Annotated in this window: 27 protein-coding genes; 1 reads left to right on the top strand and 26 read right to left on the bottom strand. The window is 37.2% G+C overall.

The genetic code is table 11. From position 1 onward, the window contains the following. Positions 1–4: 4 nt before the first annotated feature. The 20 genes from RHO14_03440 to RHO14_03345 all read right to left on the bottom strand — a co-directional run bounded on the left by RHO14_03440 (position 5) and on the right by RHO14_03345 (position 15985). Positions 5–2521, bottom strand: coding sequence for a host specificity factor TipJ family phage tail protein (locus RHO14_03440; protein ID WVD71858.1), 2517 nt, complete (start codon positions 2519–2521; stop codon positions 5–7). Beyond that, positions 2496–2921, bottom strand: coding sequence for a hypothetical protein (locus RHO14_03435; GenBank protein WVD71857.1), 426 nt, complete (start codon positions 2919–2921; stop codon positions 2496–2498). Before RHO14_03435 ends, RHO14_03440 begins: the two co-directional genes overlap by 26 nt. Further along, complete coding sequence (locus RHO14_03430; protein WVD71856.1) at positions 2903–3391, bottom strand: hypothetical protein; 489 nt, start codon at positions 3389–3391, stop codon at positions 2903–2905. Before RHO14_03430 ends, RHO14_03435 begins: the two co-directional genes overlap by 19 nt. Then, positions 3388–3870 (bottom strand): hypothetical protein, encoded by a 483-nt coding sequence (locus RHO14_03425; protein WVD71855.1) that lies wholly within the window; start codon positions 3868–3870, stop codon positions 3388–3390. The genes RHO14_03430 and RHO14_03425 overlap by 4 nt, the downstream gene beginning before the upstream one ends. Before the next feature lie 94 nt (positions 3871–3964). After that, positions 3965–4336, bottom strand: coding sequence for a hypothetical protein (locus RHO14_03420; protein WVD71854.1), 372 nt, complete (start codon positions 4334–4336; stop codon positions 3965–3967). 54 nt (positions 4337–4390) lie between these two features. Then, positions 4391–7444 carry a tape measure protein gene (locus tag RHO14_03415; GenBank protein ID WVD71853.1) on the bottom strand — a complete coding sequence of 1018 codons (3054 nt, stop codon included), beginning with the start codon at positions 7442–7444 and terminating at the stop codon, positions 4391–4393. Continuing rightward, positions 7434–7685: a DUF4035 domain-containing protein gene (locus tag RHO14_03410; GenBank protein WVD71852.1), complete on the bottom strand. Its 252-nt coding sequence runs from the start codon at positions 7683–7685 to the stop codon at positions 7434–7436. Before RHO14_03410 ends, RHO14_03415 begins: the two co-directional genes overlap by 11 nt. A gap of 56 nt (positions 7686–7741) precedes the next feature. Continuing rightward, the gene (locus RHO14_03405; GenBank protein ID WVD71851.1) at positions 7742–8137 is read right to left on the bottom strand and encodes a phage tail assembly chaperone; all 396 of its coding nucleotides are present in this window, start codon (positions 8135–8137) and stop codon (positions 7742–7744) included. 1 nt (position 8138) lies between these two features. Further along, complete coding sequence (locus RHO14_03400) at positions 8139–8582, bottom strand: hypothetical protein (protein ID WVD71850.1); 444 nt, start codon at positions 8580–8582, stop codon at positions 8139–8141. Between the two features lie 58 nt (positions 8583–8640). Then, complete coding sequence (locus tag RHO14_03395) at positions 8641–8970, bottom strand: hypothetical protein (GenBank protein WVD71849.1); 330 nt, start codon at positions 8968–8970, stop codon at positions 8641–8643. Further along, positions 8967–9356 carry an HK97 gp10 family phage protein gene (locus RHO14_03390; protein WVD71848.1) on the bottom strand — a complete coding sequence of 130 codons (390 nt, stop codon included), beginning with the start codon at positions 9354–9356 and terminating at the stop codon, positions 8967–8969. The genes RHO14_03395 and RHO14_03390 overlap by 4 nt, the downstream gene beginning before the upstream one ends. Beyond that, the gene (locus tag RHO14_03385; protein WVD71847.1) at positions 9349–9684 is read right to left on the bottom strand and encodes a phage head closure protein; all 336 of its coding nucleotides are present in this window, start codon (positions 9682–9684) and stop codon (positions 9349–9351) included. The genes RHO14_03390 and RHO14_03385 overlap by 8 nt, the downstream gene beginning before the upstream one ends. Then, the gene (locus RHO14_03380; GenBank protein WVD71846.1) at positions 9681–9977 is read right to left on the bottom strand and encodes a head-tail connector protein; all 297 of its coding nucleotides are present in this window, start codon (positions 9975–9977) and stop codon (positions 9681–9683) included. The genes RHO14_03385 and RHO14_03380 overlap by 4 nt, the downstream gene beginning before the upstream one ends. Before the next feature lie 64 nt (positions 9978–10041). Further along, positions 10042–11250: a phage major capsid protein gene (locus tag RHO14_03375; protein ID WVD71845.1), complete on the bottom strand. Its 1209-nt coding sequence runs from the start codon at positions 11248–11250 to the stop codon at positions 10042–10044. Between the two features lie 3 nt (positions 11251–11253). After that, the gene (locus RHO14_03370; GenBank protein WVD71844.1) at positions 11254–11907 is read right to left on the bottom strand and encodes an HK97 family phage prohead protease; all 654 of its coding nucleotides are present in this window, start codon (positions 11905–11907) and stop codon (positions 11254–11256) included. Next, positions 11891–13090, bottom strand: coding sequence for a phage portal protein (locus tag RHO14_03365; protein ID WVD71843.1), 1200 nt, complete (start codon positions 13088–13090; stop codon positions 11891–11893). The genes RHO14_03370 and RHO14_03365 overlap by 17 nt, the downstream gene beginning before the upstream one ends. After that, entirely contained in the window at positions 13090–14820 is a 1731-nt protein-coding gene (locus RHO14_03360; protein ID WVD71842.1) for a terminase large subunit, read from the bottom strand. Before RHO14_03360 ends, RHO14_03365 begins: the two co-directional genes overlap by 1 nt. Further along, positions 14820–15281, bottom strand: coding sequence for a phage terminase small subunit P27 family (locus tag RHO14_03355; protein WVD71841.1), 462 nt, complete (start codon positions 15279–15281; stop codon positions 14820–14822). The genes RHO14_03360 and RHO14_03355 overlap by 1 nt, the downstream gene beginning before the upstream one ends. A 115-nt stretch (positions 15282–15396) precedes the next feature. Continuing rightward, positions 15397–15768, bottom strand: coding sequence for an HNH endonuclease signature motif containing protein (locus tag RHO14_03350; protein ID WVD71840.1), 372 nt, complete (start codon positions 15766–15768; stop codon positions 15397–15399). Continuing rightward, a complete protein-coding gene (locus RHO14_03345) occupies positions 15740–15985 on the bottom strand; it encodes a hypothetical protein (GenBank protein ID WVD71839.1) in 246 nt (81 codons plus the stop codon). Before RHO14_03345 ends, RHO14_03350 begins: the two co-directional genes overlap by 29 nt. Positions 15986–16314: 329 nt before the next feature. Here RHO14_03345 and RHO14_03340 point away from each other — a divergent pair, with 329 nt between their 5' ends. After that, positions 16315–16542, top strand: a complete 228-nt coding sequence (locus tag RHO14_03340; GenBank protein WVD71838.1) for a hypothetical protein — start codon at positions 16315–16317, stop codon at positions 16540–16542. Between the two features lie 16 nt (positions 16543–16558). On the opposite strand, the gene RHO14_03335 is transcribed toward RHO14_03340, so the two are convergent. From RHO14_03335 to RHO14_03310, 6 genes are all read right to left on the bottom strand, one after another. Beyond that, positions 16559–16732: a Lar family restriction alleviation protein gene (locus RHO14_03335; GenBank protein ID WVD71837.1), complete on the bottom strand. Its 174-nt coding sequence runs from the start codon at positions 16730–16732 to the stop codon at positions 16559–16561. Positions 16733–17157: 425 nt separating this feature from the next. Then, the gene (locus RHO14_03330; GenBank protein WVD71836.1) at positions 17158–17610 is read right to left on the bottom strand and encodes a lysis protein; all 453 of its coding nucleotides are present in this window, start codon (positions 17608–17610) and stop codon (positions 17158–17160) included. Then, on the bottom strand, positions 17589–18113 hold the full coding sequence (locus RHO14_03325; protein WVD71835.1) for a lysozyme: 525 nt from the start codon (positions 18111–18113) through the stop codon (positions 17589–17591). The genes RHO14_03330 and RHO14_03325 overlap by 22 nt, the downstream gene beginning before the upstream one ends. Continuing rightward, positions 18073–18312: a phage holin gene (locus tag RHO14_03320; GenBank protein ID WVD71834.1), complete on the bottom strand. Its 240-nt coding sequence runs from the start codon at positions 18310–18312 to the stop codon at positions 18073–18075. The genes RHO14_03325 and RHO14_03320 overlap by 41 nt, the downstream gene beginning before the upstream one ends. Before the next feature lie 53 nt (positions 18313–18365). Beyond that, positions 18366–19439: a site-specific DNA-methyltransferase gene (locus RHO14_03315; protein WVD71833.1), complete on the bottom strand. Its 1074-nt coding sequence runs from the start codon at positions 19437–19439 to the stop codon at positions 18366–18368. A 363-nt stretch (positions 19440–19802) separates the two neighbouring features. Next, a complete protein-coding gene (locus RHO14_03310; protein WVD71832.1) occupies positions 19803–20354 on the bottom strand; it encodes a hypothetical protein in 552 nt (183 codons plus the stop codon). Between the last annotated feature and the right edge of the window lie 44 nt (positions 20355–20398).

The following is a 20398-nucleotide window of genomic DNA, read 5'->3' as shown; positions in this document are numbered from 1 at the left end:
ACCGCTAATTAGCGGCGTCATATTCATAGATTCGTTCGTCATATTGTGAGAGTGTTATTTTAAAACTTTCATCGTTGTATTGTTTTTCAGTTAAGATAAAATCGTTTATTTCCCCTGTTTTCTGCTCAGTAATTAAAAATGTTGAGCCGCATTGAATATCGACACCATCAGCAATAAAAGCCTCATTAAAATTAGCGGTAAATGATGAAGAATCAAAGCTTGTGACATCAAGCCACTCACTTGGATAACCTTGTTTATTAGTGATAGTTACTCGGTAAACTTTCGACTTATCAAGTTCTAGCGTTTGATTCACTGTAAACTGGTGCTCGTTAATACCGACAATTTCACCACTCACCACCGCTTCATCGTAAGTATCTGACCATCTCACGCGGTCACCTTTATTAATTAATGCAACGTCACTATAAAGCGCTTCATCTTCAATGGTTAATCGTTGATAGAGTATTCGCCTTGCTTCCATTTGCGCCCTGTTCATTGCTTGGGTTTTATTGCGACACCCGGCTAGTTGGATTTTGTAAGGGTTGTTCGCATCTTGTTCAACAACGTGACCGTTCACAATTCTAAGTCTGATATAGGCTTTTTTATCCGTTCCATTTGCCCTATCATCTTTACTTGCATGAATATATTCAACTTCAACGCCGTCATAGCTTTCTGATTGTGAGGGATTATATTGAATTGTACCGCCATCGCTGCTACTAATCAGATTCGCACTTGAGAACATGGCTGATACAATCGATTTTTTCTCATCACGCACAAAGCGCCATTTAATGCCATCGTTGTACGTCATCACTCTAGCCGCATTGCAAATAGTCTGTATTCGTTCACCCAGTGAGATATCAGCATCATCAAAACTAAAGTCAAAGTAACGTAACTCAGGTTTTTCTATCGCAAGTTTAGCGTCGATTACATATAAATCATCTAAATCAAGTTCGCTTGCATCACGATTAAATATTTCGACATACGAATGTAATACTGCATCAGCAAATGAACGCGTCGCTGTTAGGCTTTTATTAATCACATTATTTCTATATGTCGTCGTTTTACGCGTCGCCTCAACATTAAATTTAAGCTCTTTTAACGATGTGGCCTGCGTTGTTGCTTTTGTTGTAATAAAAACCGAGGTAACATTAGGCATCTGAAAGTTATAGTTATACCCGACGATATAAATATTTTCGATTTTAATCTGGTCTGTTAAGTCACTTTTACCATTGTTTATTCGACCGCATTTAATCGCGTAATGCCCATAGCCTCGCTTTGGTTTTAGTTTAATTGTCCTAAACTGTGGCTCATAAGTATCTGCGCGTAAATCCCAGTCGTAATGTTCTCTCGTACCGGCAATCTCATTACCGAGCTCATCAACCGCCCAATAAATAAATCGGGTTTGTGCATAGCCTTTCAAGCCACGCGAAAAACTAACGTCAATCCATATTTCCGTTCCTTGCTCTGGCAAAATAAAGGTTTCGGTATACACATCGCCCGTTTGCTCAACACTAAGCGCATTTTTAGTAATAGTCGTATTGGTTACTGACCCGCTGAATGAAGTCATGTATTTAACGAATACAACGTTATTAATCGTTAATACGGGCTGTCCTAGCTCATTTTTTATAACTGAAACTAAATTACCTCGATACATAATGTTAGTATTGGTATTAATGGTATTGCCTTTGTTATAACTGGTCACATTAGCATTAACATAATAGTTTAACTGTATCGGGAGTGCTTGAACCGATAAGTAGCCAACATCTGTACCAACTTGCAGCGTCAATGTAGTAACGCCATTTTGAGCTGAGTAATCAACAATATCGGCATAATCATCGCTAAAGATAATACCGTCGGATAAATTGGGTGGCACTAGCTCTTGCCCGTCGACTTCATCACTCGCATAAGCATATCGAATCTCAGGGATAATCGCGTAAGGTTCATAGACTTTATACTTAGTCCCTGCGATTTTATTTAGCAGCGTTTCATCATATTTAAACTGGTCTAATGAGTATTGCCCAATTCCAATGCACATAAAATGCTCAAGATATTTAACGTTATCAATATACTCTGAATTGGCAGGCTTTAATAAATCCGGATAAACACGAACGCAGCCGTAAATATCGGGAATTGCTTGATAAACTCGTGCTCGATTCGTTTGCCCTTGTAATTTATTGTTTGAACTGTCTTTTTGGTCATCAATACTATTAGGAATGGACGCTTTAGGCATTAAAACGACAGCAAGAACAGCAGCAACAACGGCGACAACCGCGGCAATAACAATCTCCCACCCTTGTTGCTGTCTAACCACTTTAATTAAATCAAACTCACAAAGTGCAATATTTAAATCAAACTCAATCGGGTTAATTTCTTGGTTGTTGAGATAAATTTTGTGGTTGTTTGCAGATATGCCGTCTGGAAAAATAGTGATTAAATTTTGCTGAATAGTTAATGACGTGTCGAGAATATATTTTTGATAACCTAGTATGTTTTTTGGGTCATGATAATAGATTAATGTACTCATAATACTCCATCTTTTGATAAGTTCGCTCTAAGGCATCAAGTCGGTTATATTGTACTTGACCGCCAATTTGCTCATTGCCTTTTGCATGTAGCGCATAATTACCGACAACAACGCCAACGTGGCAAGGCGCACCATAAGAATAGGCAATAAATACGGCGTTATCCAATTTGTTACAGGGTCTCCAGTTGCGCTTTGATTCGGGTATAGCCTCGGTTTCAATAGTGCATTGCTTATCTCTGTAACCGTGAATATCAGCAAGCTTAACGCCGAGCACATACTCGTAATACAGAATAACCAAGCCCCAACAATCGACGCTGTCAAAAGAACAAGCACGATTAACCCAAGGTAGGCCCACTGTTTTATTGATAAACTCTTCAGTTGTCATAGTCTTTGTAACCACGGAAACACCTCGATTCGGTAGCATTCAACGCCGCCTTTCGTCATTGGATTGTCATAGCCACATGATATCGTCACGTTATTGCGATTCATACGAATACCATTTTTAAGAATATTAAGATTACGGTAAGCAATTGCGGCCACATTCATATCTAATTCACTATATTGCTCAAAGGATACGGAAAACGGCTCTTGCCAGTTCTTAACCGCTTTGATGTATTCATTTAGCTTGTCACCGACGTGTATGCGTGAGAATTGAAGCGTAATATTTGGATTTGGCTCATTACCCTGATCGGGCTTTGTAATTTTGCCTGAGACGGGAATATACTCATTACCGCCGAACATATAGGGAACAAACTGATTAAAAACAAGTCTCACTGGCTGAGTAAAATCAACATGCTCAATGATAATCGTTTCAAACTCTCTCGCTGGGTTTTTAGTTGCGAAAAACTCTCGTTGCTCTTTCGTAATCATAATGATGACACCTTATTTAATTGGGTGTTGACGATGATATCGAGTAAACGTCTATTTGATTCTAGAATATATTCAGGGAAGTCACTAATATCATCAGGAACATAAGCAGGAGGACCGTAATTTTTAATCAGTATTTTAGCGGAATAAACCCAAATAACCTGGTCGCGACTGACGGGCAATAATGAATCTGGTAAAAATTGACATTCATACTCAACTTTCCCCCACTCTGTACATAGATTTAAATTAAATGGTAAAAATCCCATTTTAATTTTATTTCTAAACCAACTTTGAAAGATCATCGCCTCGTCACTAGTGAACTTAAAAGAAGCAGACATAATCGTTGGTTGATGCTCAGCGACTTTCTTTTTATATAATGCACCCGATCTCACTTCGGTAGTCGAAAAACTAGCAGATTGATTTCGACTATAACCAGATAGTAATACTGTTCGGATGGATAATGGATAATTTATCTCTGCCATATTTTCTCCGATTTTAGGCAATAAAAAACCCCAATTAAGGGGTTTGTTTAAATTGGGTTTAGACTAGTTTATTCTGGTACAGATAGTTTCTATTTTACCAACTAGATCTCACGTTCATTGTTGGACTTGATGTTGAATTTGTATTACTAAAATTGACAACCACTCCATTTCTGAACAATATATCTAATATGTCATTACTTAATGCTTGAGATGTTTTACCTGTATACATTTGAGATGATGCTGTGCTAACTATATGTTGATATATCCATTTTGTATCAGTGTCATTGATTACTATCTTTGTCATAGGTTCACCAAACATCGCTTTAATCTGTTGTTCAGTTGTTTTGCCTTTTTGTATCAATAATACTTTATCTTGGTCGATAGACGATCCAGTTTCACTTGTTGCGGTATATGTACAACCAGATAAAAAAATAATAATAAATAAAAAACCTAGTAATTTTTTCATGTCATTACCTTAATACATTTAAAGTAGCAGTATTCTACCACTTTCATGTAAATGTTAAAGTTTAGCTTTAGTATTCGTATTTTGCGTTAACGCACTCCATGTTCCACCTGTATGGCTTGATATGCTTTCATTAACCTTTTGATACCCCATTTCGGCACCTTTTTTAGCCGCTATATCAATTATGGTTCGATCATCCATCTTCCTTACATCAATATCATCGTTACCGTAATTGTTAATAATAACTTGAGCTGAGCTTGAGCCACCATTAGATAATAAGTTACTAAAATCCTTGTTTTGATTTGGACTTAATACTCGCTCACCTTTTTGAAGTAACCAGGTCCCCTCTTGAGGAATATTGTCTATCCCATCGTGAGCCATACCAACTAATGATGTAGCTTTCATTACACCCATTGCTGTAGTATAGCTCGCAGCACCTACTGTGGCAGCTGCTCCATATGATGCGATAGATGCTTGCATTGCTGCCGGTGCATATGCAGCAGCCAATGTGCTAGCCTCTGCAATCTGGGCAGCAGTAACCGTTGCTGATGTAGTTTGCGCCGATATCATGTTTTGTAACTGCTGTAATCCCATTTGCACAAGTGAACCGATTGCTTGATTAAGAATAACGTTAGCAAAGTTCTGCATTGCTTCTGTTGCATTCATTGTGCCAGACATCAAACCAGATATTGTACTTGTAGCGCTACTTGCTAGTCCCTCCAATGATGCGGCTAAGAACTCATTAGCTTCACTTTGATTTCGCCATATCTCCCATTGAGCGGCGATCCTATTTTGCTCAAACTCTTGATTTGCAGCTTCTTTTAATGCTAAAGCTTGTTGCTCCGCCAGCCACCCCTGTTGCTGAAATTCTTGAATAAGTGCTAATTTTTTAGCATTCTCATTTTCTAGCGCTTGAACGGGATCAACTAAAGCGACAGCGTTATCAATATCAGAAACAGCTTGATTAGATTTAATCTGAGCCATTTTTATTTGATGATCAGCTTCAAGCTGTTCAAGTTTTTCATTAGCTTTTTGATGATCAATAACCCCAGTAGTTAAAGACTCTTTAATCAACTTGCGACTTGCATCATATTGGGCGTTTTCTTTTTCAAGAGGTGTACCTAAAGACTTAATTGATTTTTTTAACTCCTCACGCTTTTTAGTTAAATCGATTTCTTTAGCTAAGTTTTCAAGTGTTTTCTTTTGAGCTGGATCAAGCTCTTTTAAACTACCGTTAACAATCTCATGATGAATTTTGTCATATTCAGTTAATAGCTTAGTGCTTAGGATTAAGCCATCTAATTTTTTCTTTTGATCATCATATAAATTAGTATCTGCTGGTGTAGATCTATCACTACTTTTTTCTTGTTTTGGTAATATTTTACCAGACCTTCTGTCATCGATCTCTTGAATCGCTTTCTTAGTTTTTTCTTGATTTTTAAGTAATTTGTTTAGTACTTCGGTAGCCTTTAATTGATCCTTTCGCTTTCCATTGATAGAGTCTTCTGATGTAGTCCATTTTGAGTACCAAGAACTATAACGATCAATTAAGTTATCATATTCTTTGGATAATTTATCTACCCACTGGGTCTGAAATCCTATTTGTTCTTGAAGATTTTTTGATTCATCTAATAACTCAAGCCTTTTTAGCTCAAGCTGAGAATCAGTTAATCCATCAAAACTTCCTGCTAGTTTATCGACTTCCTCACCAAGCCCTAAAGCTCTACTTTTAGCATCTTCGGCTTTTTGCATAAAGTAATACAAAGCACCACCAGCAAGCATAGCTGCGCCCATAGGTCCACCGATTAAACCCAATCCAGACTTTAATAATCCTTGAGCTTTATTTAGTGCCGCTGATGCAAGACTGGCTTGTGTTGTTGCTGAGGCCAAGCTTAATTTTGATGTTGTTTCAGCTTTATCTAATGCGATAATTTGGGCTGAGTTAGCCTTCATTTGCAATCTAATAGTATTTCTAGCTTGTTCTGTTTGAGCAAGTTTGAGTTGTGCAGCTAACGATGCCTGAGTGGTAATAACAAATTGCTTTTCCGCTTGAATATTAGCCAGATTAACTGTTAACGCTTCTTTTTGCGCTATCGCTACATTTCTTGTTTCAATAGCTTGTTTAGCACTTGCGGCAGTGGATGTAATAATACCGGTTGTTAAGTTACCAAAATATCGAGCTAACGATAATGCGATTAATGCAGTGCCTGAATTAACAACTAAGTCAAAATTTTTAGCTAAATAGGTCATGCCTGACGTAATAGTTGCGGTTACTCTATTTGTTTGGTTTGCCTCACCTATCCAACTTTGAAACACATTTGATAATTGAACAAATCCGTCTTTAATTGTATTGTCCATGCTATCAGCAAGCGCATTAAAAGCATCTTTTGACTTTATTGTTCCGTTTGTTAATTGAGTTATTGATAACTTTCCAGCATTACCAAGCTTAACAATTTCGTCTCGCTCCTTACCTAACGAATTGGCAATTTGCCCAGCTAAATTAGGCATCGCTGCTGATAATGTTTGCCACTCTTGTGCACTCACTTTACCACTTACAAACGCTTTGTTAATCGCATCAATACTTGATTTAACCTTATCTGATGCCGTCGCATTTGACGTAAATGCACTTGATAATGACTCAACAAAATCGAGCGTCTGCTCAGTGTTATAGCCTAGAGTTTTCATCGATTCAGCACTACGAATATATAACTCTTGCGAATCAGCTAAATCTTTAGCATTCCTAATACTTGTTTCAAGTAAACGACTTTGTACTGTCTGATAGTTAGATATATCGCCCTCAACAGACTGTAGCGAGTTGCGAATACGCTGTGCCATTTGCCCATAACTATCAGCCATATCAACAACGCCATTAATAGCAAAACCACCAATAAATGCACCAGCAAAGCCTTTTAATGCATTTGTCGCAACTTGGATGTTTTTGTTTAAGCCAGCAAAGGCAGTAGTATTTTGATTAAGGTATGCAGTTAAGCGCTGTGAGCTATTTTGTGCTGATTTATAGTAATCATTACCAAGCCTGGATGCTCGCTCCATTTCTGAGCGGTAACTTGACGTATCAGCAAGCAACTTAATCCTAACCGATCTATCTGCCATTTTTTTGCACCTTTTGAATTGATTTGAAGAAGTCATGAGCTTCTTGGTTTTCGTCTTTTTCGGTTTGCTTCCACTGCAATAACATATCGTTTAATGTGATTTTTGCGCCTTGGCTTTGCAGTACTGCTGACGCGACTTGTGCGGAATGAATGTCACCACGTTCATCACCAATGGGACTAATCTGATCATAAGCAAGCCATAAATAAAGCTCACTAGCTGGCATTAAGTCTAACTCATACAATGATTTTCCTAGTCTTAGCGCCAGCTTTAACCTAAACTTTAAAAAATAATCGCTTGCTACTTTTTTTCTGCAACCTCTAACGGGTTTTGTTTTAACGTTAAAAGCTCAAGTCCTTTCTCTAAAATTCTTGAATGGTTATTGCCAAAAACATTAATAAGCTCACTTAATTCTGATTCACCAAAAATAGGATCGCCATTTTCATCGCGAACACATCTGATAAATAGCTTTGCTTCTGCCTCAATTAATTTTTTAGCCTTGATATCTTCAGTTGTTTCATTATCCTCACTGCATAACTTAACAACTGATACATAAGCCATCCAGTCCTTAAGTGGTGGTTCAAATACCATAAATTTAGCATTATCAAAGTCGGGAGCTTCAACTAAGACATGACGAAAGCCGCTATTTTTTGCGGCTAATTTATCTTTAAGTTTCGATTTTTTGAACAATTGCATATTATTTTTCCTGATAATTTTCTAATCGACCTTTCATTCGAATGGTAAATTCGCCAGTTAACACTGCATCGGTTGATACGGTAAAGCTCTCTTGTCTAACCTCACCAACAAATGCGTAACCTCTTTTATCCTGCAAGACTAATCGAAACGCATGAGCGGTATCATTTGTATATGCATCACGTAAAACATTTAATGCATCATCGTTAGGCACCCAGTTACCAGATAATGTGATTTCACCAGGATCAGGTAAGCCATTCGTTTGTTCTTTTTCTGTCGAGCAAAGCGTTGTAACTTCGATATCGCTTTTTGCTCCACCCGTGTAGCTAACTTCTGTTAATAAGCAACCAAGCTCTAACCATGTTGCTCCCTCTGGTACAGTAGTATTAGAAGCATCTTTAGTCACCTCTAACCGAGATCCTTTTGTTAATGTGTATTTACTCGTCATTTATTCTTCTCCGAAAATAAAAAAGCCGACATAAGCGGCTGGTTTTAAGGTAATTGAATTAATTTATAATGCTAATTTCTATCATTACGCGGTATAACTTTGTATCTACTTCGTAAGATTGTGCCCAATTAATATTAAATATGGGTAATTGTTCTAATTTAGTGATGATGTTATCTTTTAAAATTAATAATTCATCATAGATTTGATGATATACATCAACTTGAATTGAGCTTGTTGTTTCAGCGGTTCCACAAAATGTATCAGTTTTAACATTAGATATCGGGGTATAAACAATGTATGGTGCGTAAGTGTTTTCATCAGCAACCAAAGGATAAACATGTCCATCACACAGTTCAGCTAATGTGTTATATATCTGTTTTTCAATCATTTCATAAATACCTCGTCAATAGCGGTTATAATTCCAGTGATACAAAGGTTTTCGGCTTTACTTTGGTTTGTATCAAATGCAGGTCTGATAAATGGATGTGGTGCCATTTTAGATGTGCCATACTCAAGCCAGTTAGCCTTTTGCTCAGAAAGCCGACCACCTTTAATATAAACCTCGCCAGTTCTTGCGGTAGATCGTGATTTAATGTCCTTTTTAAGTATTCCTTTACGAACGGGAGTGCGTTTTTTTACTTCATCACGTAGCAAATCAACACCTTTTTTAAGACCTTTTCGCATTACCTTGTTTTTTTCAGGCTTAGATAAACGTTTTAAATCTCGCTTAAGCACTTTAAGGCCGGATAAATCAAAGCTGACAGAATTAGCCATTATTTACGCCCTCACTAACAGGTAAAGTCAGATAATCAAGGCCGCTATTTAAATCAGCTAATACACCAGCGATGTTATAAATTTTATCTCGATATAAAATTCTCATCGTTGAATCTATAACTATGTTTTTGTTGTATCTAATGATGATTTTCGCAGTAACTTCTGACTTAATAGATTGTGCAGTTAAAAACTCTTTAACACTCGATGGTTCAACACTCGCCCATACTTTGCAAACATCTTCCCATTTAACTTTTATTGAGCCTGTACCCGTTTTTGAGCTTATTTTTTTTTGAATCGTAATTCGATGCCTTAATTTTCCTGATTTCATAGTGGTATCACTCGATAAGGATCAATCAGTTCATAAAATCCAGTTGGGATCTTTGCGGCATTACGTGAGTCGTAAAAATGATTAACCGCAAGAATCAAAGCCATTTTTATTTCAGCATTAACGACTATTCCGTTACTTTTATCTTCAGGTATAGAATCCTCATACAATTTTCGATTTAACCGTGTTTCTGCGCGATTTATTGCCGCCTTTAAGTACATATCAAGCAAGCTATCTTCATCACTATAGTCAATTCGGCATTGAAGTTTGAGTTCTTCAATCGTTGGAAATTTCATTGTGACTCCAATAAAAAAGCCCTTTACCTAAATAAAGGGCATAAAAAAACCGCTTAACGCGGCGTTATTTCAATGAAATCTTGCCAACATCAAGCAACTTGATTGCGTTGCTATCAGCAAGCATTGAACCAACCCGTTTAGTAGTATAGAAACCAACAAACGGCTTATTGGTGTAAGGGTCACGTAACATACGAATACCAATACGGTCAAAAATATAAAAACTTCGTTTAAAATCGCCGAATGCAATAGGTGATTTTTCATCGCCGACATCAGGCATTTGCTCATTTTCTGCGGCAGCGTAACCAAGAATTGATGATGGCTGACCTAACTGCAGGCCCGGTTGCCACAAATAATTACCGTTACTATCTTTTAATAAACGGACTTGGAATAACGTTTGATTATTAAGCATAAACTTAGATCCAGCTCGATAAACTTTACGCTGTGTGTAAATTAGCTTAAGCAAATCATCCCCAGTTACAATACCGGATTTGGCAGGAGCTATAGTTTGTAATTTACCCCAATCACGCGTTTTATCGTCCTTGGTATCAGTTGCGTATGCTAAAAAACCTTTTGGTTTATTCGTTCCGTCACCTGATGTAAATGCGATCTCTTCACTTTCCGCAAAATTTTGTACGAGCTCATTAGTAATAAATTGTTCGACACTAAAGAATGCATCATCAAGCATACGCTGAGTTGCCTGTGGGTTACCGTATATTTCACCGAAGATCGGTTTAATTTCAGTAAGTTTTGACGTACCGGTCTCTGGTCGTTTATCTATTTCACCAACCCAACCGCTAGACGTTCCACCAAGATTAACTAATTTTTTCCACTCTTCAGTTCCAACGGTTATAACTGTAGCTTCTTGACGCATGACAACTTGGTCTTTAAGCGCAGCCAATATATCAGTGTTTAATTCAGTCGGTACAGCAAACCCACCATCTGAGTCACTTCCTGTTTGCATTGCTTTTCGCTCAAGCTCTGCGAGTCCAGCTTCATCACCTTTTTTAATAAAGCGCATAAAAGCTTCTTTGTGCTCAGAAACATTAGCGCCTTGACCATTTGGTCGTTTCATTGATTTTAGCTCAGCTTCCATATCGGATTTTGCTTGTACTAATTCACTGATTGTTTGGTTTAATCCGTCTACTTTTTCGGCTAGTACTGCTTTTTCTTGTGTTACCGCATCAATGCGCTTGTCATTTGCTTGCTTAAACGTCTCAAATTGACCTTTTAGCTCTTGCGCGACGAGTTCAACATCTTTGTTATCTAAAGCCATGATTTATTTCTCCGTAAAAATTGATTTTAAAATTATAATTGCGTTTTCTGCATCATTATCAGCATCACGCTGTTTTAATGAAGAGTAACCCTCAGACATAAACGCTTTTGCCTGATTTCTCGACAATCCAACGTCGCGCAGGACCCGTTCAATGAGTTTTGGTTGTGGTATATTGCCATTTTCTAACGCGCACTTAATGTTATTAATACGTGCGTCATCATTAGCCGGAAATGTGACTAGTGATATTTCAAATAGCTCTATCTCTTTTAAGATAAACGCTTCTTTTGTAGCATCGTACTCGTAATCGTTTAAGCGATATCCGATTGATAAACCAGATAATGATCCAGCTTTCATGTGTGCATAAGCACGTTTAGCAAGAGGGTCATCATCAATTAACAGTTTCCCTGATACTTTTAAGCCATTTTCATCCTCTTGGATATCGGTGTAGATACCAATAGGCTCCTGCATGTTATGTTGCCAAAGTAAAGCCGGCATACGTCCTTTTTCACGCCACAAAGCTAAAGACTTTTCAAAAGCACCTTTTACTACAATGTCACTATAAGAATCTTTCACACCAAAAACTGAGCCGTAGCCCTCAAACTCACCCTTATCGTTAATTGACTTCACCATTAGTGGCATATCAAACTTGTTCTTCATCTTCTTTACCTGTATTAGCTGTCATATTTAACGGCGTTAAGAAAACATCACCGCCCTCGCGTGGGTTTCTATCTTCTAAGTCTCGGCATTCATTGGGTGACAAAATTCCCCAGTTAATGCCGGTTGCATAAGATTTATATCGAGACGACATATCACCGCGCATTAACGCACCGACATTAAATTTTGCGTAAAATCGACCTTGCTTTGATTTTTCAACAAGCCCAATGTTGATTCGCTGCTCTATCCTCGTTAAATAAGGGATCAATGAGTAGTTAACAAATCCCATACCCAAGTTTTCAATATTTGAGAATGTTGCTCTATCCGTGTTTTGTACCAAGTGAAGTGGTACGCGAAATATGCGACAGATTTCCTCAAGCTGAAATTTGCGAGTTTCAAGGAACTGCGCATCTTCCGAGCTCATGCTAATTTGATTCCACTTAAGCCCCATTTCTAAAATCATAGGCTTGTGCGCATTTGATAATCCTGTATGGTTTTCTGTAAACTCTTTCTTTAATCGATTAAATGATTCGTCTGTTAAGGTTTGATCTGTTTGTAAAACTCCGCTTGAAACTGCGCCATTACCAAATAAACCTGAGCCGAATTGCTCTGTTGCCATTGCTAATTCAGCAGCTTTTCTTGCTTGGGTTATCGGGCTAATGCCCAAGAACGAATCTTTTGTGAAAATTCGTACATGCCAGATATCATCTTGAGTTAAAAATTGACTATTACCATCGGGGAAAGTGACTTGATAAACTGGCTGCCAGTTATTATCTAACTTGGCAAAAACCGCTCCTGCATCAAGCGGTAACAACTCTTTTACTTTACCGTTTATCTTAACTTTATATGCATAGAAATTGCCGCGCAAACAAAGATTAGTCATAATACATTCCCAAAACTCTTGTGGGGTCATGTAATCATTTGGCGCAATATAGAGGAGTTTATATAAATCGTCTCTTATTGCTTTTTTTCTCTCACTTCCCGTATCTTCATATAAAAAACAAGGTAACATGCCAACCGATTCAGCTAAAACCCTAACACAACTAAATACACCCGTTAATGTCATGGCGTTATTTGGGCTTACAGATAAGCCAGTTTGAGATCCGTTACGAATATAATCATAATATGGTGGTGGTGTATTCTCATCTTGTGGCTTACTTTTCTTTAGAAAGTTAAATAATTTCATTATAATGTCCTTAATCCTACCTTCTCGATGTGATCAGATAGCTTTGTATCAAGTTCACCACCATTCACAATTAATCGACTTAACCCGGTAAACATAGCGACGGGACCATCAATTTTGCTTTCATTTGATGATTTATTCGGGAATATATTGTCGTTTTTGTCTGGTTTAACGAGCACATTTGACATCATCCAGTTCATGATCGGATTATTATTATGGTGAAGCCGCCCGGAATAAGTGTATGCCTCTGCCATTTTCATGGCTTCGGATAGATTTTTAACGGTTTGTGGCACCTCAACCAACGGAAAACCATCTTCATTTAAAGCCCTTGCAAACTGCGTTGCGCTCCACGGGTCATATGCTATCTCGCGTAGGTTTTCACCTTGTACCCATGTTCCAATTTCTTCTTTAATTAAAAGGTGATCAACCACTTCGCCATCGGTTAGTTCAAGGAACCCCATATCAGACCATTTACGATATAATTCAGCCATTCGTTCAGAGCATGCGCTTAATCGCCCCTCTGGTAGCCAGAACCGAAAATCAGCGTGAATGTCACCATTATGAGCAAGCCATAATTTAACGGCCGCGCACATATCGACTTTATTAGCGAGGTCCATACCAACCCAAAGCGGATATTCTTTTAATTTATCAGGATTATCTAACGGCTCGCATTTAGCCCACTTGGTCGAATCCATCCAAGCTTCACTTGAACTTACCCAAATATTTAAATGCTTAGTTAAAAAGTTATTTCTTGCACTAACTTGCTCTAGTGCTTTCTTTGCAAGCCTACGCATATCATCATAGCGCTTACAAATACCAAGACCGGGATTCGCTTTAATCCAGTTTTTTTCATCAAATGGTTCATCGTCATCGTCAAGCGTATAAATAATTGCAAAGAATGAGTCATCCTCAATTAATCCACTTAGGACTTTTGTTGCATACTCTCTTATTTCATAACAAATACCCGTTTGATTTGTTCCAGCAGTTGTTATTGCGGCAATAAGAGATTGTAGCCTTGCGCCTGTTGCTGTCTCTAATACATCCCACACATCTCGAGTTTTATGTGCATGAAGTTCATCAACGATGCCACAATGAATATTTAGACCATCAAGGCTATTGGCGTCACTAGAAAGCGGCTCAAACTTAGATCCCGTCTTGAGTTGAAATATCGCCATCTTATTAAAATCAAGTAGTCGGCCCAGTGCTTTTTTAGATTGCCTGATCATTGATTGAGAATCGGCAAAAACAATTCTAGCCTGATCACGAGTTGTAGCCGCGCTATAAACCTCTGCGCCGCCCTCACCATCAGCGCCAACCATATACAAGCCAATACCTGACGCAATAAAACTTTTAGCGTTCTTTCTGGCCACTTCGTTGTAAGCCGTCCTAAACCGCCGGACAAAACGAGGCTTGCCGTTATCATCTAGCTTCGGCTTACCCGTTAATTCATCAACCAATGGAACAACAAAACCAAATAGATTGATCAGGATAAATATATGCCAGTCCATTAAAACAACTATTTTGCCAGCGAGATCGCCTTTAACATGTGGTATAAATTTGTAAAAATCTAAGATGTGCTGCGCTCGGTTATGATTAAAATAAACACCTCGCTTTTCGCCATGCTCTAAATCATCTAAAAATCGCTGGCAAGCTAATATTGTTAATCTTCCAGCAACAATATCGCCATTAACTACTGACTTTGCATAATCAATACCTTGTTGTACTTTTGCCATTATTTGCGTCCTTTCAAAAACTCTTCTAATGGATCGAATTCATCTTTATTTGTTACACTAACCTTTGAGCGACTTGATGGAGTCATACCAAATTCAGCTAACATTGTTTTAATTCGCTTCCATGCATCAGCTTTCATTGCAGCTGCAGGATGTGCCTTAATTAATCCCTCACTTGTTCTATAGGTATAATCTTCTTTATCTAATACACCACAGTGATGGCGATATTCTGCGTAAGCTTCGACGAGCAACTCGAGAGCTTTGCCATCAATTTTTGTTAATACACCGATACAATCTAGTTCATCAGCGATCACATTAAACCAATATTTAGGTAGTTTTTTTAAATGACGTGGTGCATTAGGGATCGCTTTTTTGGGTTGAGGCTCATTTTTATTTTTTCCACGCTTACCAGGGTTACCCTTAAGATTATTAATATGCGTGGGCGTTTTTGCTGGTCCCGGCATTATTAAATTCTCCTAGATTTTGAGTAATCCGAACCCTAAAAAAGGTTTACAACTTGCGGTGGTGTAAAAAGAGGTATGCCGACGGTACTAAGGCGTTGATTCTGTAGGGATTTACCTACCCCCTCCCATTTAATCGTTCTCTTGCTGTTTTTCTCTTGTGACATTCTTTATTTATTGCTCGTAAGTTAGATAATGAATCATTACCACCGTGAGCTTTGGGTATAATGTGGTCTACTTCTGTAGCTGGTTTAATGAAATGGAATCTTTTACATTCTTCACACTGGCATAGATACTTATCACGCTTTAGTATTCTTCCTCGTAACTTATCCCATGCGGTACCATAACCTCTTTGATGCCTGCTTTTACCGTTTTGATACTTAGACCATGTGTTCTCAGTCTTTGTATGTTCAGCACAGTAACCGGTTGTATCTGTAGTCGTCTTGGCGCATCCAATCTTTCTACATGCTTTTGGTATTCTTGGTGGCACTTTCTTTCACCTTTTTATTAATTATCTTAGTGAGCTTGGTGATAGCTGAGGTGTTATCAGTTTCAGGACTCATTGTTACTTCTTTCCACTCACCATTAATCAAAGCCCTTACCTTTACCTTACCACCGCAATAGATAAGTTCATTGTTCTGTATATCACCACTAATGCGGCGCTTACTTAGATCAGCGTGAAATTGTTGTATTTGCTCTCGATACATAATTACTTCTTCCTAATTGAGATAAACATTATGAATAATATCTTTTCTTTCGATTAGACTTGTTTAATAGATAGCCTATTCTGGCGTGCTTATTACAATAACCACTTGAATAGCTTGTATGTGCAATACAGCCTTTATAACGACATTGCATTATGTTTTCCTATTTAGTTAATTATGGTCTTATGGATATTTATCGCGAATGATTATTTAAAAATTTAATTAGATTGGCTGACAGTCTTTTATTTAGATGCAAAAAAAACCGACTTTCGCCGGCTTGTTAAAAATTTATATATAGTAGATAATCATTTTTTTACTATTGGAATATTAATATGCGTTTACTTATAAAAATATTATCTATAATTACAATTATTTGCTCATTAGTAGCGTTAGTTAACGGTATTTTGATTATTATTTATTTTTCGTTTGATTCTTATTATTACGATAAAATAGCACAATTTTGTCTATTGTTAGAAGCCGCTTTAATTACGGGGATTGTAGTATTACTTGGATTGTTAATGCCATTATGGATGATGAATCAAATAAATAACCGCAATTAAGCGGTTAATGATTGGTTTATAATTTACGGCCGATGGTGTTATTCCAAATCTTAACGGCCTCTGGTGCATAATCAACTTTATCAGTTGCTATCTTGCAGTGTTTGCAAATTATGCGATATGTTGTTTTTGAAAATCCACCACTTGTTTTAGTGAGTGTGGCACTCCTACCGCAAAAAGAACATTCATTCATTATTTCACCTTAACCAATTATCTTTACAATTATGGTTTATGGGTAGCGTTTTATGTGTTTTGAATAGATATGCATGATATTTTTTTACTCACCCGGGTAATATTTATACTTTATGCGGTTATTGTGAATATTTAACCAAAATAGCCAGTAGCACGCCACATTACTAGGTGACTAAGGTAGTCGATGTGGTGAGTGGTTGTGGCAGATTAGCTACTGGCGTTATTTAGTTACCGTTCCAACCATCAGTTATTAAGTCGTCGGATTTGTCTGTCATTTATTTAAATCCCTTATAGCTAAACCCAAGTCAGGTGACCAAATAGCCAAATTAATAAACCTATAACTTTCCATAATCCAAATACTGCAAGAATGGTGAGGAATATTACTAAACCGCTAATATTTGGTATTCTTCCCATTATTAATCTCTCTTATTGCTCAATTAAGCAAACATTCTTAATATATTCTTGCAAGCCTAAAATTTGATTATCTTTCGTTATAATGTCGTCTCGGAGTAAATAATAATTTTGTCGAGCTTCTCCAGTGAGTTCGCAGGCTTTTGCATCATCCAAGTTGGTGGTGGTGGGCTTTGCGGCTTTATCGATGTTGAGCTGCAACCGACCAAGCCCATTGATAACATTGTTATAAAACTTATTGTTTTCAGCTTTTGCATGAGTAAGTTCCTGAGTGAATTTACTATCTATCTCGTTAACTTTTAAAACTAATTTTTGATACTGCTTAAATTCGTCTTTAACTTGTGATAACTCAACTTCTATAACCCCAAGCTTCGTATATGTGTTATTGATATCAATAAAAATCGCTATCAAGGCCCCAAGCGCAGCAATAACCATTATGGCTATTATTAATTTAAGTTTGACAGACATAATGCACGCTCTTTTTCACGACGAGTAACTAGGCCATTTAATACTTTACCATTTGCTTTATTCCAACGTGGCAATTCGTTACAAGCTGCTTGATAGTTACCAGTATTAAGATATTGATACATCGTTGAGCTTTTCATCTTTGAGCAGCCAACATTGAATGTGATTGAAACAGTCGCATCAAATACTGATTGCGGCAGATGAAAACCATTAGCGAACCGGTTAACGCATTGTTCAGCGCTTTTGATATCACCAACCCAGCGCCGCGCTATTTCAGCATCTGAGTATTTCCGTTGTTCAATTTCGCCAGTAGTTGAACCAATACCGACCGTTAGAATATTAGCAGGGCAATAATAAGGCTCATTTCTACAAGCTTCTGCATTACCCATTATCTCTAAGCCAGCTTTACTTGTTCTGATTTCATCAGCATAGTCACTGGTTACAATACCAATTATTACTAAAACACTACAGATCGCAGTTTTCGCTATCTTTTTTATGTGCTGCATAGTATCGCTCTCTTACTTTCTCTTTATGTATTGCATCGCGGCGCTTATACCACCAGTTAATAGCACACGTTAAAAGTGCTGTGCCGACACCAATAAGAAAAGCCCATTCATCACGGGACAGCGCACCGAATGTTGCGAAAAGGCTACACCATGCATAAGAAATGTGAGATGTGAATTTATCCATTCTATCAATCTTCATAATTGCGCCCTTGTGGGCTTAAGTTAGTAAAAGACCTAAGCCCTATCTAGCCATCAGTCAGTTAATTCTGAAACAGTTTTCATAAAACATTCTTCTTCAAATTCAACACCGATCCCTTTTCGTCCTAATTTCTTAGCGGCCTTTAATGTTGATCCTGAACCCATAAAAAAATCTGCGACAATATCACCTGGTCGAGAACTTGCATTAATCACATCCTCTAACATAGCCGCTGGCTTTTCACATGGGTGTTTTCCTTTGTAGTAAGGAACAGGAGCATAAGTCCATACATCGATATAAGGTACTTTTTTACTAACAAGGAATGGCCGTCTTAATAATTCGTATTGGGCTTTTAAATCATCATATTGCAGAGATAAGATCTGATAGTTTTTATGCAAAAGTGAATATTCATCAGCTAATACGTTATGATCATGCATCAGTGGATTAGCTATACCCTTTTCTTTTGCTACACGATTAAATAAGCTTTGTAGGTCTGCATATTGTTTTTCACTTGGTAATTGCCATTGGCTATAACTAAACCAGTGACTACACATTTGTGTACCAGTTGCTATGTTAATATCTGCTGCAGATATACCCAATAATTCTCTAGCTGATTTAAAATATTCTATTAAAGGGGCAAACAAAGATTGTCTTAATTCGCTACATTTAACAGCATAACCAGACTGACCTTTGAATTTCCCTTCGGCGTTATAATGCTCAGCAAAAATAATGCGTTCTGAGGCAGGAAAGTAAGATCTTAATGATTCTTTATGTTGTCTCAACCATGGCCCGTTAGGTTTAGACCAAACAATATGATTAAGAACGTTAAAGCGTTGCTTTACGAGAAGTTCTGTTTCAGCAGACAACCTAGAGCCGCAAAAACAATACAACGAACCATTTGGCTTTAATACTCGCCAAAATTCCGCAAAAATATCATCTAGCCATGCTAGGTAATCAGCCTCCGTCTGCCATTGATTGTCCCAACTATTAGATTTAACTTTAAAATATGGCGGATCGGTTAAAATAAGGTCAATATGATTATCAGGTAAGCTTTTTAGAACATTAAGGCAATCATCATTAATTAAAATTAGATCATTTATTTTTATTTCTTGATTCTTTTTACTGGTCATTTATACAGTTATTCCGTAAAATACCCAAGCTGATCGGCTGGGACTCGATTGATACCTATGACCATGACTTATGGGTGTCAATGTCTGCTGCATGTTAGCGCATGTAGCAGTCTCCCATTCACATATAAAAAAAAGCCTCAGATTAACTGAGGCTGGAAGTTATCCACTTAAGGGATAAAATGAAAGTTTTAGAATTGGCGAGGTGCAGCGATATATGTTACACGCGGAGACAATACATATATCTACTCGCCAAAATTAGGTAATAAAAAACCCCGACTTGTTAAATCGAGGTTTAATTTGAATGCAAGAACTGCAATTTAATCACATTGTATGTCGAGACATCGAGACAGTCAATAGTAGATTTCACTTATTTTTTAGTTGATCATTGTATTGTTCTGCTCTTCTATTAAAATCACTCAATTCTCGCTTACTAACTATTTGAGATCTAAACAATACAAGAAAAAGCAACATAATTACTCCATATATAGGAATAAAAAATAAAGAATAGTGATACGAGGATAGAAATGAAATAGCCACAAAAAGTGCCATAAATAACAAACCTAAGATCTTAAATGAAGCATTCGTACTTTTTAATTTTTTTAAATTATCTTGATTAATGTCAGGCTTACCTTTATCCATGATTAAATATGGGTATAGTTTTTTAAAATAACATGGAGAGATAGAGTGATTGTAAAATTCAGATAATCCAATAAAATAGTCAGCCATTTCTCTATTATAAGTTTTTGAAATTCTTTCTCTTACTAAATAATCTAGTTCAACCTTACAAATTTTTTTAGTTTCTTTAGTACCAAATTCAATACCATTTTTAAAAAATTTTGCCTTATAAGTAAAAATAAAATCACTCATTAAAAATTTATCTAAGATAATCTTGACCGCTTCAATAAAGCCCATCATATATTTACCTCACTGTATTTGAGAATAGTAGTATAACATACACT

The organism is Orbaceae bacterium lpD04 (assembly GCA_036251935.1).
GTDB lineage: Bacteria > Pseudomonadota > Gammaproteobacteria > Enterobacterales > Orbaceae > Orbus > Orbus wheelerorum.
Note: the sequence above shows the minus strand (reverse complement) of the source record. Positions and strands in the feature narration are given on the sequence as shown.